This is a genomic window from Vreelandella massiliensis (assembly GCF_900155385.1).
Taxonomy (GTDB): domain Bacteria; phylum Pseudomonadota; class Gammaproteobacteria; order Pseudomonadales; family Halomonadaceae; genus Vreelandella; species Vreelandella massiliensis.
Window position 1 is genome coordinate 1,634,912 of the sequence record NZ_LT699745.1, and the last position, 16,647, is coordinate 1,651,558.

The following is a 16,647-nucleotide window of genomic DNA, read 5'->3' on the forward strand; positions in this document are numbered from 1 at the left end:
ACTTCAAGAGGCGCTCTCCTCACGGGCAGCGTGCAGCTTGGCATCGGCGGCTTTGAGGTTTTCCTGGGCCGTGGCGAGCTGCGTTTCCAGGTCCGTGAGGTCTTGATGCGGGTCCTGTTCGGCGGCGCGGGCGAGGGTTTTTTCCGCTTTGCGCACGGCGGCTTTGGCGGCGGTTTGCGCGATACGCAGGCTGCGCAAATCCGCTTGGGCACTAGCCCCGTCGTTTAGGCCCGTTTGCGCGGGGCGCTTGGCCTTGGCAAGACGCGCTTCGCGCCGGGCCTGTTTTTCTGCTTCCTCGCGGGCCAGGCGCGCTTGGCGGAACTCAAAGCGGTGTTTGGCGTGCTCGGCTTTCGCGGCTTCGATGCGCTTAAGGCGTAGGCGCGCTTTGGCCTCGCGGTAATCCTCTACCAGCGGGATGTGGCTGGGGCAGACATAACTGCAGGCGCCGCACTCGATGCAGTCGAAAAGATGGTAGCGCGTAAGGCGCTCGTCATCCCCCGCGCGGGCGTACCAGTGCAGCAGCTGCGGCAGCAGGGATACCGGGCAGACTGTTTCGCAGGCACCGCAGCGAATGCAAGGCGACTCTGGCGGCGGGGTGGGGAGCTCATCCTTTGTTGCGGCAATCAGGCAGTTGGTGGTTTTGCCCACCGGTACGTCCAGATTCGCGAGCGCCTCACCCATCATCGGCCCGCCGTGAATCACCTGGCTGAGTTGCGTGGCGTTTAAACCCGCATGTTCCAATAGCTCACGAATGGGCGTGCCGATACGCACGCGGTAGTTGCCGGGGCGCTCCAAAGCGTCGCCGGTAAGCGTGACAATCCGAGAGGTCAGGGGGGCGCCGTCGCGCACGGCGTGGAGTGCCGCCAAAAGCGTGCCGGGGTTGTGGCAGAGCACGCCCACATCGGCGGGCAGGCCTTCGCTTGGCACTTCACGACCAAGCAACTTTTGAATCAGCTGGCGCTCGCCCCCGCTGGGGTAGCGGGTTTCGATCACCCGTATTTCGATGGGGTGTGGTGGGCTTTTCGGCAGCGCCGCTTCAAGCGCGGCCAGGGCCTCGGGCTTGTTATCCTCGATACCGATGATAATCCGCGCGGCGCCGGCAAGTGTGGCCATAAGCTGCGCGCCTTCGAGCACGTCATGTGCAAAGTGGCGCAGGGTGATGTCGTCGGCGGTGATGTAGGGTTCGCACTCGGCGGCGTTGACGATCAGCGTATCCAGCGCGTGGCGCTCGCGCACCCGGGCTTTCACCTGAGTGGGGAAGCCCGCGCCGCCTAGCCCGACAAGGCCGCTCGCATCCAGTCTTGCAAGTAGTTCGTCATGGCCTGCCGTACGCCAATCCAGTGGCTCAAAGCGGGTCTCGGCATCGTCGCCGTCGCTTTCGATGACGATCTGAGCGTCGTTTATGGCCACCACGGTACCACTGATGCTCGCATGTAGGGCGCTTGAGATCATGCCGTCGGGCTTGGCGATCAGCGCACCTCGGCGTAACGTATCGCCGACTTGCACGCAGGCAACGGCGGGACGGCCGCTGTGTTGGTTGAGCGGTAGTATCACGCGCCGGGGCAGAGGGGCGTCGCTTAAGGGGCGATCGGTTGAGCGTGCCTTGCGCTCAGGGGGATAAATACCGCCGGGAAAATCGCGTTTGTGAGCGTCAAGTGCGGACGACATGCGGCGGCTCCTCGGTACGGTCGCTGGCAATGATATCGGCGGTGGAGGCACTCACGACCGGTTGCCACCGAGTGAGCGGTGCGCTTCGGGGGAGCATGTCGATGCAGTCAACCGGGCAGGGAGCCACGCACAGATCGCAACCGGTACACTCATCCTCGATCACCGTGTGCATGAGCTTGGCGGCACCAATAATGGCATCCACCGGGCAGGCCTGAAGGCACTTGGTGCAACCGATGCACTCCTCCTCACGGATAAACGCGACCCGCTCCTCGGCGTGGGCTTCGCCGTCTAACGGCTCGGGCTCGCGCCCCAACAGGTCCGCTAGCTCAGCAATGGTGGTCTCGCCGCCGGGCGGGCACTTGTTGATGGCGTCGCCTTGGTTGATGGCCTCGGCGTAGGGGCGACACCCCGGGTAGCCGCACTGGCCGCACTGGGTTTGCGGGAGCAGCGCGTCGATCTTGTCGACCAGCGGGTTGCCTTCCACCTTGAAGCGCTCGCTCACAAACCCCAACAGCGCACCAAAGCCGATGCCCATGCCAGCCAGCACGGCAACGGCGGTGAGCATTGACATCAGCGTGTTGGATTCCAGCATGGCGGCATCCTCGCGGAAGGCATAAACAGTGTCAGAGCTGAACGAGGCCGGAAAAGCCGAGAAACGCCAGCGACATCAGGCTTGCGCTGATCATTGCAATGGCCGCGCCCTGAAAAGGCTTGGGAATATCGGCGCCGCTTAAGCGCTCGCGCAGCGCGGCAAACAGCACCAGGATGAGCGAGAACCCGAGTGCCGCGCCCAAGCCGTAAAGCGTGGTGTGAAAAAAACTCAGCTTGCGATTGAGCGATAACAGCGCCACGCCCAGCACCGCGCAGTTGGTGGTGATCAGCGGCAGAAAGATGCCCAGCACCTGGTGCAAAAGCGGGCTTATGTAGCGCACCATGACCTCGGTGAACTGCACGACCGCCGCGATCACCACGATAAAGCTGATAGTGCGCAGGTAGGTCACGTCCAGCGGCACCAGCACGCCGTGATAAACCACAAAGCTCGCCGCCGAGGCGAGCGTAAGCACAAAGGTCGTTGCCGCCGACATGCCGACCGCGGACTCCAGCTTATTGGAGACGCCCATAAACGGGCAGAGCCCCAAAAACTGGACCAGCACAAAATTGTTCACCAGCGCGGTGCCGATCAGGATGACGAACAGCTCGCTCATGCGGTTTAGGTGACCCGCTGCCCCGGCTCGGCGCCGGCGTCCGGCGAGAGCAGATAAATGCCGTCGTTATTGGCACTGGCGAGCACCATGCCTTCGGAGATGCCAAAGCGCATCTTGCGCGGGGCGAGGTTGGCCACCATCACCGTGAGCCGGCCCTCCAACGCCTCTGGGGCGTAGGAGGAGCGAATGCCGGAAAAGACGTTGCGCGTCTCGCCCCCGAGATCCAGCGTCAGCTGTAACAGCTTGTCGGCGCCTTCGACGTACTGCGCCTTGGCGATACGGGCAATGCGCAGATCCACCTTGATGAAGTCGTCGAAGCTGATTTCAGGGGCAATGGGGTCATCGGCGAGCGCCCCTTTGGGCGCGTCTTTAAGTTTCTGCTCTTCCACTAAATCCTCCTTGGAGGCGTCGATCATGGCGTCGATTTTGTCGCGCTCAACGCGGGTCATCAGCGGCTTGAACTTGTTGATGGTGTGCCCCGTCAGCACGTCGTGGCGGCTGTGCCAGTCGAGGGTATCCACGTTCAAGAATGCTCGGGCTTGCTCGGCCATGGCCGGAACCACCGGCGCGAGGTAGACCATGAGTTGGCGGAACAGGTTGATACCCACCGAGCAGATATCCAGCACCTCTTGCTCGCGACCCTCTTGCTTGGCCAGCACCCACGGCTCGGCGTCGGCGATGTAGGTGTTGGCTTCGTCGGCGAGCTCCATGATGTGGCGCATCGCGCGACTGAACTCGCGGGCTTCATAATCTGCGGCGATCGCATCGCCGGCGGCGATAAAACGCGCCAGCATCTGCGGCTCGGCGCAGCGGGACGCCAGCGTGCCGCCCCCGAGTTTTTTCACGAAGCCGGCGCAGCGGCTGGCGATATTAATGACCTTGCCCACCAGGTCGCTGTTCACTCTCGCGGCGAAGTCGTCCAGGTTCAGGTCGAGATCGTCCACCTTGGAGGTGAGCTTGGCGGCGAAGTAGTAGCGCAGGTACTCGGGGTTGAGGTGGTCGGCGTAGGTGGCGGCCTTGATGAAGGTGCCGCGCGATTTTGACATCTTGGCGCCGTCGACGGTGACAAAGCCGTGGCAGTTGACCGCCGTGGGCGTGCGGAAATCGGCGCCGTGCAGCATGGCGGGCCAAAACAGGGCGTGGAAGTAGACGATGTCCTTGCCGATAAAGTGATACACCTCGGCATCGCTGTCTGGCTGCCAGAAGCTATCGAAGTTGATATTGTCGCGCTCGCACAGGTTTTTAAAACTGGCGAGGTAGCCAATCGGCGCGTCGAGCCAAACGTAAAAATACTTGCCCGGCGCATCGGGAATTTCAAAACCGAAATAGGGCGCATCGCGGGAGATATCCCACTCGTTGAAGCCTGATTCAAACCACTCCATGAGTTTGTTGCGGATCTGCGGCTGTACGTGACCGTCATTGATCCACTGCTGCAGGAATTCGGCGAAATCGGGCAGCTTGAAAAAGTAGTGGGTGGAGCTGCGCACTTCCGGCGTGGCGCCAGAGATCGCCGAGACAGGGTTAATCAGCTCCGCCGGCGTGTAGGTGGCGCCGCACTTTTCGCAGTTATCGCCGTATTGGTCGTCGGCCTTGCACTTTGGGCAAGTGCCTTTGATGAAGCGGTCGGCAAGAAATAGCCCCTTCTGCGGGTCGAACATCTGTTCAATGTCGCGGGTAGCGATATGGCCCTTGTCGCGCAGCCGGGTATAGATCAGCTCGCTGAAGTGGCGGTTCTCGTCGGAGTGAGTGGAGTGGTAGTTGTCGAAGTTGACGCCAAAGCGGGCGAAGTCGGCTTGGTGATCGCGGGAGACGCGTTCGATCAGCGCTTCCGAGGTGATGCCCTCCTGCTCGGCGCGCAGCATGATCGCCGTCCCATGGGCGTCGTCGGCGCAGACGTAGTAGCACTGCTGGCCACGGCTTTTCTGGAAGCGCACCCAGATATCGGTCTGAATGTACTCTAAGAGGTGACCGAGGTGGATGTCGCCGTTGGCGTAGGGGAGGGCGCTTGTGACCAGAATCTTGCGCGTGGCGGTATGAGACATGGGTAATGATACTTCCGTTGACGTCAGCAGACTGTAATCAAAGACGGCGAAGCAGACGCTTCGCCGGTGAAAAGATAAAAGATAAGGCGCCGTTAGTAGAGCGCCTGCTCCTCAAGCACGACTTCGCGCAGCAGGGCCAAAAAGAGCCGGTCGGCTTCAGAGTGCTCGGCCGGATCTTCGGGGATATGCACACTGGTGGTGTCAGATATCTCATTGGCCACCCGTGCCATTACTTCCGGCGAGCTGCCGTTGGCGAACTCTTTACGCGCCACTTCAAGCGACTGCTCAAGAATTTTGGGGTCTTGCAAAAGCTTACGAATGAAGCCTTGCAGTTCGTTGATAATACGTGTTTTTTGAATTTCTGACGCAGACATAAAGGTTCTCCTTAAAGGCCCAGCGTGCCCTTACCCATCAATGCGTTGACCATAGCATTTTTTATCGCCTACGACATGATCGACGCGCGTTTGCTGTCTACAAAGATAGCAGGCTTATAGCTTGAGTCGCCCAGCCTTGTGTTTTACCGGGTTGGCGTATTGCGCAAGCCAGTAGGGCCTTAAGTGCGCGGGTACCGTGGCCAGGCGCGCTTGAATGATCAGGTAATTCATTGTGAGCGCTTACCGCGAGGATGACGCATCGGTTAAGGAGGTGATCCAGCCGCAGGTTCCCCTACGGCTACCTTGTTACGACTTCACCCCAGTCATGAACCACACCGTGGTGATCGCCCTCTTGCGTTAGGCTAACCACTTCTGGTGCAGTCCACTCCCATGGTGTGACGGGCGGTGTGTACAAGGCCCGGGAACGTATTCACCGTGGCATTCTGATCCACGATTACTAGCGATTCCGACTTCACGGAGTCGAGTTGCAGACTCCGATCCGGACTGAGACCGGCTTTAAGGGATTCGCTGACTCTCGCGAGTTCGCCGCCCTTTGTACCGGCCATTGTAGCACGTGTGTAGCCCTACCCGTAAGGGCCATGATGACTTGACGTCGTCCCCACCTTCCTCCGGTTTGTCACCGGCAGTCTCCCTAGAGTTCCCGACCGAATCGCTGGCAAATAGGGACAAGGGTTGCGCTCGTTACGGGACTTAACCCAACATTTCACAACACGAGCTGACGACAGCCATGCAGCACCTGTCTCTGCGTTCCCGAAGGCACCCCGGAATCTCTTCCGGGTTCGCAGGATGTCAAGGGTAGGTAAGGTTCTTCGCGTTGCATCGAATTAAACCACATGCTCCACCGCTTGTGCGGGCCCCCGTCAATTCATTTGAGTTTTAACCTTGCGGCCGTACTCCCCAGGCGGTCGACTTATCGCGTTAACTTCGCCACAAAGTGCTCAAGGCACCCAACGGCTGGTCGACATCGTTTACGGCGTGGACTACCAGGGTATCTAATCCTGTTTGCTACCCACGCTTTCGCACCTCAGCGTCAGTGTCAGTCCAGAAGGCCGCCTTCGCCACTGGTATTCCTCCCGATCTCTACGCATTTCACCGCTACACCGGGAATTCTACCTTCCTCTCCTGCACTCTAGCTTAACAGTTCCGGATGCCGTTCCCAGGTTGAGCCCGGGGCTTTCACAACCGGCTTATTAAGCCGCCTACGCGCGCTTTACGCCCAGTAATTCCGATTAACGCTTGCACCCTCCGTATTACCGCGGCTGCTGGCACGGAGTTAGCCGGTGCTTCTTCTGCGAGTGATGTCTTTCCTAACGGGTATTAACCATTAGGCGTTCTTCCTCGCTGAAAGTGCTTTACAACCCGAGGGCCTTCTTCACACACGCGGCATGGCTGGATCAGGGTTGCCCCCATTGTCCAATATTCCCCACTGCTGCCTCCCGTAGGAGTTCGGGCCGTGTCTCAGTCCCGATGTGGCTGATCATCCTCTCAGACCAGCTACGGATCGTCGCCTTGGTGAGCCATTACCTCACCAACCAGCTAATCCGGCATAGGCTCATCCGATAGCGCGAGGCCGAAACCCCGCTTTCTCCCGTAGGACGTATGCGGTATTAGCCTGGGTTTCCCCAGGTTATCCCCCACTACCGGGCAGATTCCTATGCGTTACTCACCCGTCCGCCGCTCGTCAGCATCTAGCAAGCTAGATCTGTTACCGCTCGACTTGCATGTGTTAGGCCTGCCGCCAGCGTTCAATCTGAGCCATGATCAAACTCTTCAGTTTAAAATCATACAGTTCTTGCCTGCCCGAAGGCAGAAGCGAACCAATCTTGGCTCAAGGTTCAAACGAATTCAGTCAAATTGACATTTGACGAGTCGCTTGCCTTGATAATAGGTGACTTGTCACCCTCATCGGCAAGCGCCCACATGAATTACCTGATCAAATTCTTAAAGAGCTTCAAAAAGGCAGAACGCTCTGCCCTCTCGATGGATGCGTATCATACTAGCTTTTCGATCCAGGTCAAGGCCTGCTAGCGATTTTCGCTTTTTCAATTAGCTATTGACGATGCACTATCGCATCAACCAGCCGGAATCCAAGAAGTCCAAGGAAAATGGCGGCAAAGGTGGTAGGAAGCAAATAGTCAGCACGCGTAAGCACCCATAGATGATAGATGCCCAGCCCTGCTGAAACATAAATAAGACGATGTAACCAATGCCAGGCAGACCATCCCATTTTTTGTGGGGCCCAACGAAAAGACGTCAGCGCGAGCGGAACTAGAAGTAGCCAAGCCAGTACGCCGTATCGAACGTATTCCAACTCCCACATATCATGCCAAATCCAACGCCATGCCCAATATTGATCCCAACCGACCCACGTCAGCATATGCATTGTGAGCCAAAACAAAGCCCACAACCCTATCTGCCTGCGTGCAATCATGATTCCGACCCACCCTGTAAGGCGAAAGGCAGGGCTAAACGCAATGGTCGCAAGCAAAAGTATTAACCCTGTTCGCCCCGTAAAGTGAAGCACCGTTTCTGCAGGATTAACGCCTAAGCCATCCGATAGCCACAGCCATCCTAACCAACAGCCAGGAAGAATGCCTGCCAGCAGAACCAATAGCCGAAAAAGCACGATTTTCGCTTTCGCATCTATCATAGATAAAGCACTTTTAGTCGTAATAGCGATCAGTAGTGGCTCTGTAAGTCCATTCCATCATAGAGATGAGCAACTTCATCTTCATAACCGTTAAACATCATCGTTTCCCGCCGGCCCGGCTCTCCTATACGCCGCTCTCGCGCCTGCGACCATCGGGGATGGTCTACGTTGGGATTAACATTAGCGAAGAAACCATACTCTTCAGGGTTTTTTTCCTCCCAAGAAGTTGTGGGCTTTTGCTCAAGTGCTCGAATGGCTTTTACGGACTTAATGCTTTTGAAGCCATATTTCCAAGGCACCACCAAGCGCATCGGCGCGCCATTTTGATTGGGCATTTTTTCACCGTACATCCCCACGGCAATCATGGTTAACGGATGCATGGCCTCATCTATACGCAAAGCCTCGCGGTAAGGCCATTCAATGATTGAACGGCGTTGACCACGCAAATTTTCGGGATCGTAAATGGCTTCAAACTCAATATATTTAGCCTTTGAAGTTGGATCATGATGCTTTAAAAGATCACGCAGCGGAAAACCTAACCAAGGGATCACCATCGACCAGGCTTCAACGCAACGAAGACGGTAGATTCGCTCCTCCAGACTGAAGCGTTGCAAAATGTCTTCAAAGGCGATATCACCGGTTTTATTGAACTCCCCCTCTATTCGCACGCTCCAGGGGTCCGTAGGCAATTTATGGGCATACACTTCTGGATCACTCTTTCGTGTTCCAAATTCATAAAAATTGTTATAAGAGGTCGCATCGCCGTAATCGGTGATCTCTTCATCGCCGGCAAAATCCTCACGCGGCATATCCTCCGTTAACTGTTTCTTGAAGGCTTCAGACCAGGCTTCTGCTTTGGCAGGCATGAGCAACCCTGAAGGTAGCATCGATGCAGCTCCAAGCGCCGCTCCTTGACGAAGAAAGCGTCTGCGTTTTTCAAAGAGCCTTTTGGGCGTTACTTCTGATTCGGAAATAGCAGGATAGCGGTAACGAGACATTTCACTCGGCTCCTCTGATAAAGCTTTTCGATACCCGTGAGCTATATTTTTTATCTAGACGATAACGCTAGCACGTTAAACTCGTTTGCGATAAGGCAAAAACTGATACAGCTCAATGTAGGCACTTATCCGACTAATTCACTAGGTTGATTTTTATCGTCTCTTCAACCTTACTAGTTAAGTAGAGCTACGCTACATACCACCCTCCGCGCGAGAGGGGCCGTGAATAGCAAGAAAGGGGACGTTTTATGAAAAAGCACCATGCCGTCAAAAAAATATTGCCAGCTCTAATAGCAAGTTCTGCCCTCTTACCAGCGGGTGTCGCCATTGCTGAAGATGGCCTTGAGGATTACCGCGCTCGTTTCGAGCCACTGCCCTATTTCCCCCCTATGCCTGCGGATAACTCCTTGAGCCCTGAAAAGGTTGAGCTCGGCAACATGCTCTTTTTCGAGCCAAGGATTTCCTCCAGTGGCGTTATCAGCTGTGCAACTTGCCATAACCCTGCATTAGGCTGGTCAGACCGTATTCCCCGTGCCACAGGACACGATGGCCAAGTCGGTGAACGTAATACGCCGACCGTTCTGAACAGTGGCTTTTTGGAAGCTCAATTCTGGGATGGTCGCGCACCCGATCTAGAAGCCCAGGCCCTCGGCCCCATTGAAGCAGGCGTCGAAATGGCAATGGATCTAGAAGATGCGCTTGAGCGATTAAATGAATTTGACCTCTATCAGCGCAAGTTTGAGGAGGCATTCCCTGGGGAGGAAAATCCCATTAATGCCGATAACCTCGCACAGTCGCTTGCCTCATTCCAGCGGACACTGAATACGCCGCACTCACCGTTTGATCGCTACTTGCGTGGTGACATGGAGGCGATCAGTGACGAGGCGAAAGATGGCATGGTCGCTTTTGTTGATAATGGCTGCGTTGCTTGCCACCGCGGCCCAGCCCTGACGGATAGCCAATTCCACGCTATTCAAGTCCCCGGCTCAACGGACCTAGGTCGCTACACCGTTACCGAAGAAGAAAGCGATAAGTATCGCTTCAGGACGCCAACGCTACGCAATGTTGCCGTCACTTATCCCTACATGAATAACGGTGCCACTGAGACATTGGAAGAAGCCATATCCATCATGGGTGAAGAAATGCTGGGTCGTGAACTTGAAGAAGGAACTATCAACGACATCACTGCCTTCTTGCATACATTAACAGGTGAGATGCCAGATTTTGATGTACCCGCCCTTCCCTAACGAGCCATAAACCACGCTTTTGAACACAAGCTTTTGAACACAAGCTTTTGAACACAAGCTTTTGAACAACAATAGGCCAGCTAGTCATAGCTGGCCTACTTTTTTGCCTCTAAAAAGCAGGCATCAAGCGCCTATAACCAGCGACACCATGTACGCCGTGTAGGCAACAAAAAGAATGAGTAATACCCCCCCCTCTAACCGGTTAATACGCCGGGGGCGCCCACGCCAAGAAAAGGCAAACAGAACCATTAATAGTGTCATCACGGTCATCACCACCCAATCACGAGATAAAACCTCGCTACCAGTCTGAATCGGGGTAATAACACCCGCCAGCCCCACGACGCCCAGTGTATTAAATAAATTGGAGCCAACAACGTTGCCTAGCACCATGTCGTGCTCTTTGCGTCTTAACGCGCTAATGGACGAGGCAAGCTCTGGCAGCGAGGTGCCAATGGCCACTACGGTAAGACCAATAATAAGTTCACTGACGCCGAAAGCCAGGGCAATTTCAACCGCCCCCCACACCAGAAACCTGGAACTCGCCACCAGGAGCGCAAGACCTACCAGCGTCCATGCTATCGCTTTGCCGCGTGACATAGGATGACTTTCTAACGTAGCGGCAACTTCCTCCACCAGAGCATCATTTTGTTCACCGCGTGACTTCACTATGCTGATGGTCATAAAGGCCAAAAGCACCAACAGCAAAATAACGGCCTCCCACCGCGCTACAAACCCATCCCACAACATCAGGCCTGTGAGCAGCGTAACGGCAAAAAGCACCGGCATCTCTTTACGGATAACGCTAGAGTGCACCGCAAGCGGCGCCAACAGCGCAACAAACCCTAACACCAGACCAATATTGGCAATGTTGGAGCCATAGGCATTCCCCACCGCCAAACCCGGACTCCCTTGCCATGCGGCTAAAACAGAAACTGTCATTTCGGGTGCAGAAGTGCCGAAGCCAATCACCAACATACCAATAAGAAGCGGGGACAACCCTAACCAGCGCGAGGTCGCCGCCGCCCCCTCAATAAATTTTTCAGCGCTCCAAATGAGCAGTATCAATCCTCCAATGACGGAGAGTATGGGCAGCAACATGTTATTTCCTTAAGTGGCAGCAAGCACAATGACGCGAGCATCCTTGTGCAAGCGCGCATTTGGGTCAAGTGCTTCATGCTGTTTTTACTTAGGCTTGACTCACCTGTGTAGGGCGTCATATTAGCAGCATGCATGGCAAAAACTGATGAGGCGCTCATTGCGTAACATACCTCCGGATACTTCACGCTTCCCTGAAAAATACGCCGCTATTTTTCGTGCCGTGCCTGATCGATTGGCAAAACAGCGGTTATTGACACCGCCTATCTCGGACGTTGACCACGCACCGCCTGAAGCACGCACTCAGCGCCGACGCCTAAGAGCCTGCCATGAATGCGACTGGGTCAGTGCACTCCCCCCTCTCAAGCCCGGTGAAAAGGCCAACTGTCCACGTTGTGGCTATACGCTGGTAAGGCGTCATCGCTATCCAGCGCAACGCAGTATGGCGCTGGCGATTACCGCTCTGATAGCACTAATCGCCGCTATTTCTTTTCCGTTTGTGAGCTTTAATGTTAGTGGCGTAAGCAACCGCATTGAGTTAACACAAACAGCCACCACGCTGATTGGCTTTGACCAGCCGCTCGTTGCCATTGCCGTTATCATGACCATTGTAGTGCTACCTGCCGTTTACTTAATGGGCGTGATATGGCTTCAATTTGGCTTACTGAGAGACAGCCCCTTGCCATTTAGTCGCGACATCGCACGTTCGTTATCCCACTTAGCACCGTGGCTGATGGCCGATGTATTCATTATTGGTGCGCTGGTTAGCCTTATTAAAATCGCCAGCATGGCCCAGGTAGAGCTTGGCGTTTCTTTTTGGGCTTTCTGTGCATTTGCGGTATTACTCATTGCCACCACCCAGTCGCTTGATGCCGACTGGATGTGGTTTTCACTCGATGATGGTGAGCCACTCGCTCCAAAAGGCACACGTACAGCAACCACTGCGGCTGCGCAAAATTTGGCCGGATGCCACACGTGCGGCTTGATCAACCCAATGCCTGCGCAAGCCAAAAAAGCACGCTGCATACGCTGTCATGAACCCCTCCACAACCGCATACCCCATAGCTTGCAGCGAACATGGGCTCTCATTATCGCCGCGACGGTCATGTATATTCCTGCTAACCTTTACCCCATAATGATCACCACGAGCCTTGGCGACTCCTCTCCCTCTACGATTATTGGCGGTGTGGTTGAGCTCGCTCAGATGGGCTCATGGCCAATTGCGGCCGTGATTTTTATCGCGAGCGTGATCGTTCCGGTCGGCAAACTGGTAGCCCTGGTGTGGCTTTGCCTAGTGGTGGCTCGCAGCAATGAAATTAACGCCCGCAAACGCACCGTTCTGTATCGCATCACCGAATTCATCGGCCGCTGGTCGATGGTCGATGTTTTTGTTGTGGCCATTCTCGTCGCGTTGATACGCGCGGGCTCTCTGATGTCGATCACACCTGGCCCCGCAGCACTCGCTTTTGGCGCCGTAGTGGTTCTTACCATGCTGGCTGCCATGACGTTTGACCCACGACTTATTTGGGACACACCACCCCCGCGTTACTCAGGAAATGTTGATGACTAACGAGAACTCAACACAAAAGACCAAGGATGAGACGAACCTGCACCGCGCCAAACCCACGCCACAGGCGCGGCTGTCGCCCATCTGGATCATTCCTCTCGTTGCTATTGTCATTGGCCTGTGGCTGGTCTACGACAACTACACAAGCCGCGGCACGCTAATCACCCTTACCACGGAAAACGCAGAAGGGATCGAGGCCGGTAAAACCCTGATTCGCAGCCGCAGTGTCGAGGTTGGCCGGGTAGAAAGCGTTCAGCTTTCAGACGACTTGTCTCATGCAGTCATCACCGCGCGTATTAATCAAAACGCCGAAGCCATGCTCAATGAAGAGAGCCGTTTCTGGGTCGTCAAACCACGTATTGGGCGCGAAGGCATTAGCGGCCTTAACACCGTTTTATCAGGCGCCTATATCCAGCTTGAGCCCGGCAACAGCAATCAACCCAAACGAGAATTTAATGTTAGCGATACACCGCCTGTCGCCTCCGCTGGCATGGCGGGATTACAACTTAGACTGGTCAGTCAACTAGGTAATTCGCTGAACGTTGGCGACCCTGTTGCGTATCAAGGCTATACCGTTGGTCGCGTGGAAGAGGCAAACTTCAACGCTAGAGAGCGCACCATGCACCATCAAATCTTTATCGAAGAGCCCTATGCCAAGTTGGTCACCGATAGCACACGCTTCTGGGTGTCTAGCGGCGTCGATTTTCAACTTGACGCCGACGGTGTGAGCGTCAATCTGGCCTCTCTTGAAACCCTGCTTGGCGGTGGAGCAACGTTTGGCGTCCCTGAAGACCTACCCATGGGGGAACCCGTGGATGCCAATACCCGCTTCAGTCTCTATGCCGATGAACAGAGCGCTCGGGAAGGCACCTTTAACCGCTATTTGGAGTACGTACTATTAGTGGATGAATCCGTGCGTGGCTTGAGCAAAGGCGCACCGGTGGAGTTTCGTGGCGTACGCGTCGGAACGGTTGCCGCAGTACCGTGGAATTTCACCGCGCCACAGCCCGATTCCCGGGCGCGTTTTGCTATTCCCGTGCTTATCCGTATTGAACCACAGCGTTTGGGTATCGAAAGCGCTGATATTGATTTAGAGGAGTGGGATGAGCGTTTTCAGCGCATGTTCAACACTGGCCTTCGCGCCTCTCTAAAAAGCGGCAATTTGCTTACGGGCGCGCTATTTGTCGACCTTAACTTCCAGCGTGATCGCCAGGATGGGTACCAACAAGAGACATTTGCCGGCCACACCGTTTTCCCCACAGTGGCGGGAGATTTTGCGCAAATCCAGGCACAAATCACTGCCTTGTTGGACAAACTTAACGGGCTTGAGGTTGAACCCCTGCTAGCGGGATTAAACCGAAATTTAGAGGCCTCGGAAGCCGTGCTAGAAGAAATAAACACGCTCTCGCAGTCTCTAAATCAGCTATTGACTGACCCCGATACGCAAGCCGTCAGTGGCAATATCAATACGACGCTGAACGCGTTACGCAAGACGCTAGAAGGTTTGTCGCCTAACTCGCCGGCTTATCAAGAGCTTATCTCTACTGCCGATCGAATAGACCGAGTGCTCCGGGATTTACAACCGCTGACGCGAACACTGAATGAAAATCCGCGGGCACTTTTATTCGATAATATCGATACTCAAGACCCCATTCCTCGTGCACCCCGTGATTAAGGCAAGCGTTCGAAAGGGCTAAGGAAATGAAGATGGATAAGGAAAAAAAACCCCAAAGGACACAATGCACTCAACCGGCGTTACTGGCTCTACTTCTCAGCCTGTTGTTGAGTGCTTGTGCAGGCAGTGTTTCACCTTCTACACGTTATGTGCTTCCGAGCACACAGACGCCAAGCTCGCCTCAAACACCTAAGGCTGAGCTGATGAGTATTAGCGCGGTGCGTTTAGCGCACTATCTCGACGTTGAGGGTATTATCATGCAACTCGACGATATCGAAATGCGCGAAGCGCGCGAACACCAATGGGCAGAAGGCCTAAACCGCCAGTTAGCGCGCAACTTACGCGATGATCTTGCTGCTATATTGGACGAGGTACAGGTGGTCAGCAGTAATGCGGGGAGTGAAGACGCTCTCACCTTACGGCTAGATGTCGATGAATTTCATGGCCGTTACGATGGCTACGCCGTAGTGAGCGGGCAATGGCAGTTGCGCGATGGACAAAATAAATTATTGCACCTAGACCGCTTTCAAGTACAAACAGCGTTAGAAACCGACGGTTACCCCGCGCTTGTGAGAGCGCTTAGCCAAAGTTGGACGAGTGTCGCAGACGACATTGCCAACACGCTGATCCAAAGAGGCTATGTACCCCAGTAGCCTCTCGTAAAGCCCCATGCTGGCCCTGTAGGAATCATGCTTTCAGTGTTTCCAGCATGTTATGATGATAGGCGGTTTGAGACTGCCCTCCCCTTATAGACGCTGAGAGCTCAGCGTTACCACTTCAATAGCGTAGCCACTTTTAGCTGCGCGGAGACACTATGCACGCTTCTTCCGCTTTATCCTTTTCTGAGTTATCTCTCTCAGAAGACCTATTAAAAGCCGTGAAAGCCAAGGGCTATACCCACCCTAGCCCGATCCAATCTCAGGCAATTCCCATTATTCTTGAAGGCCGCGATTTGCTCGCCAGTGCACAAACCGGCACCGGCAAAACGGCGGGGTTCACACTACCGCTGCTACAACGCCTCAGCCAGACGCCCAAACGTCGGAAACATGCCATTCGCGCGTTGGTGCTGACACCAACGCGCGAACTCGCCGCGCAAGTGGCCAAAAGTGTCCAAGATTACGGGCGTTACTTACCCCTGACATCGCTGGTAATTTTCGGTGGCGTCGGTCAACAACCCCAAGTCGACGCCCTGAAGCAAGGCGTTGATGTGTTAATTGCTACGCCAGGACGCCTGCTTGACCTGCATCAGCAGGGGCACGTTGATCTCTCGCAAATTGAGACGCTGATATTGGATGAAGCCGATCGCATGCTCGACATGGGCTTTATCCACGACATTAAGCGCTTGCTACGCTTGTTACCCAAACAGCGTCAGAATCTGCTTTTTTCGGCGACATTCTCCAATGAAATCCAAACGCTGGCACAGCAGCTCCTCAACGACCCTGCCTTCATCGAAGTCGCACCACGCAACACCACGGCCGAAAGAGTCGAGCAGTCGGTGTATCGGGTTGACCGGGATAAAAAACGGGAATTACTCGCTCACCTCATTGAGAAGCATCGCTGGTTTCAAGTCCTGGTTTTTACGCGCACAAAACATGGCGCCAATCGCTTAGCAGAACAGCTTTCAAAGCAATCCATCCCCGCAATGGCCATCCATGGCAACAAAAGCCAAGGCGCGCGGACGCGGGCACTCGACTCTTTTAAAAGTGGCGACTTACAAGTTCTTGTCGCCACCGATATTGCCGCGCGCGGGCTCGACATCCATGATTTACCCCACGTGGTCAACTTTGATTTACCCAACGTCGCCGAAGATTACGTGCACCGCATTGGGCGCACAGGCCGTGCAGGCCGGGCTGGCGAGGCGGTATCGCTTGTATGCATTGATGAAAATAGCTTGCTGAAAAACATTGAGCGCCTAATCAAACAGCCACTCACGCATCATACCGAGCCTGGGTTTGAACCCGACCCTAACGCAACGCCACAGCCCATTGAGAACGGCCGCAGGCAGCAGCGCGCCCCGCGGCAACGCAAGCCGAACACGCAACCCAAAAGGCGTACAGGACGCTAGCCTTGTGGCTAGCCCTTGTATAAGGAATATGCGATGGTGT

At 55.2% G+C, this 16,647-nt stretch carries 13 protein-coding genes and 1 rRNA gene; 5 read left to right on the forward strand and 9 right to left on the reverse strand.

Annotated features, from left to right (window positions below; all coding sequences use genetic code 11):
* Positions 1–3 precede the first annotated feature (3 nt).
* From rsxC to msrP, 8 genes are all read right to left on the reverse strand, one after another.
* Complete coding sequence (gene rsxC, locus BQ9846_RS12340) at positions 4–1,668, reverse strand: electron transport complex subunit RsxC (protein WP_075881255.1); 1,665 nt, start codon at positions 1,666–1,668, stop codon at positions 4–6.
* The gene (gene rsxB, locus BQ9846_RS12345) at positions 1,652–2,260 is read right to left on the reverse strand and encodes an electron transport complex subunit RsxB (protein WP_075881256.1); all 609 of its coding nucleotides are present in this window, start codon (positions 2,258–2,260) and stop codon (positions 1,652–1,654) included. The genes rsxC and rsxB overlap by 17 nt, the downstream gene beginning before the upstream one ends.
* A 31-nt stretch (positions 2,261–2,291) precedes the next feature.
* A complete protein-coding gene (gene rsxA, locus BQ9846_RS12350) occupies positions 2,292–2,873 on the reverse strand; it encodes an electron transport complex subunit RsxA (protein WP_075881257.1) in 582 nt (193 codons plus the stop codon).
* Between the two features lie 5 nt (positions 2,874–2,878).
* The gene (gene metG / locus BQ9846_RS12355; protein ID WP_075881258.1) at positions 2,879–4,915 is read right to left on the reverse strand and encodes a methionine--tRNA ligase; all 2,037 of its coding nucleotides are present in this window, start codon (positions 4,913–4,915) and stop codon (positions 2,879–2,881) included.
* Between the two features lie 92 nt (positions 4,916–5,007).
* Entirely contained in the window at positions 5,008–5,289 is a 282-nt protein-coding gene (locus BQ9846_RS12360) for a hypothetical protein (protein ID WP_075881259.1), read from the reverse strand.
* Between the two features lie 264 nt (positions 5,290–5,553).
* Positions 5,554–7,087 (reverse strand): 16S ribosomal RNA (locus tag BQ9846_RS12365).
* A 273-nt stretch (positions 7,088–7,360) separates the two neighbouring features.
* On the reverse strand, positions 7,361–7,960 hold the full coding sequence (locus tag BQ9846_RS12370) for a protein-methionine-sulfoxide reductase heme-binding subunit MsrQ (protein ID WP_075881260.1): 600 nt from the start codon (positions 7,958–7,960) through the stop codon (positions 7,361–7,363).
* A 29-nt stretch (positions 7,961–7,989) separates the two neighbouring features.
* Entirely contained in the window at positions 7,990–8,958 is a 969-nt protein-coding gene (msrP, locus tag BQ9846_RS12375) for a protein-methionine-sulfoxide reductase catalytic subunit MsrP (protein WP_075881261.1), read from the reverse strand.
* 248 nt (positions 8,959–9,206) lie between these two features.
* On the opposite strand from msrP, the gene BQ9846_RS12380 reads away from it, so the two are divergent.
* Positions 9,207–10,205, forward strand: a complete 999-nt coding sequence (locus BQ9846_RS12380) for a cytochrome-c peroxidase (RefSeq protein ID WP_075881262.1) — start codon at positions 9,207–9,209, stop codon at positions 10,203–10,205.
* 123 nt (positions 10,206–10,328) lie between these two features.
* Here BQ9846_RS12380 and BQ9846_RS12385 read toward each other — a convergent pair whose 3' ends face one another.
* On the reverse strand, positions 10,329–11,303 hold the full coding sequence (locus BQ9846_RS12385) for a calcium/sodium antiporter (protein WP_075881263.1): 975 nt from the start codon (positions 11,301–11,303) through the stop codon (positions 10,329–10,331).
* 250 nt (positions 11,304–11,553) lie between these two features.
* Between BQ9846_RS12385 and BQ9846_RS12390 the strand changes: the two genes are divergently transcribed.
* The 4 genes from BQ9846_RS12390 to BQ9846_RS12405 all read left to right on the forward strand — a co-directional run bounded on the left by BQ9846_RS12390 (position 11,554) and on the right by BQ9846_RS12405 (position 16,607).
* On the forward strand, positions 11,554–12,870 hold the full coding sequence (locus tag BQ9846_RS12390; RefSeq protein ID WP_235818958.1) for a paraquat-inducible protein A: 1,317 nt from the start codon (positions 11,554–11,556) through the stop codon (positions 12,868–12,870).
* A complete protein-coding gene (pqiB, locus tag BQ9846_RS12395) occupies positions 12,863–14,542 on the forward strand; it encodes an intermembrane transport protein PqiB (protein ID WP_075881264.1) in 1,680 nt (559 codons plus the stop codon). Before BQ9846_RS12390 ends, pqiB begins: the two co-directional genes overlap by 8 nt.
* A 32-nt stretch (positions 14,543–14,574) precedes the next feature.
* On the forward strand, positions 14,575–15,195 hold the full coding sequence (locus BQ9846_RS12400; RefSeq protein WP_075881265.1) for a PqiC family protein: 621 nt from the start codon (positions 14,575–14,577) through the stop codon (positions 15,193–15,195).
* Between the two features lie 161 nt (positions 15,196–15,356).
* The gene (locus BQ9846_RS12405; RefSeq protein WP_075881266.1) at positions 15,357–16,607 is read left to right on the forward strand and encodes a DEAD/DEAH box helicase; all 1,251 of its coding nucleotides are present in this window, start codon (positions 15,357–15,359) and stop codon (positions 16,605–16,607) included.
* Positions 16,608–16,647 lie beyond the last annotated feature (40 nt).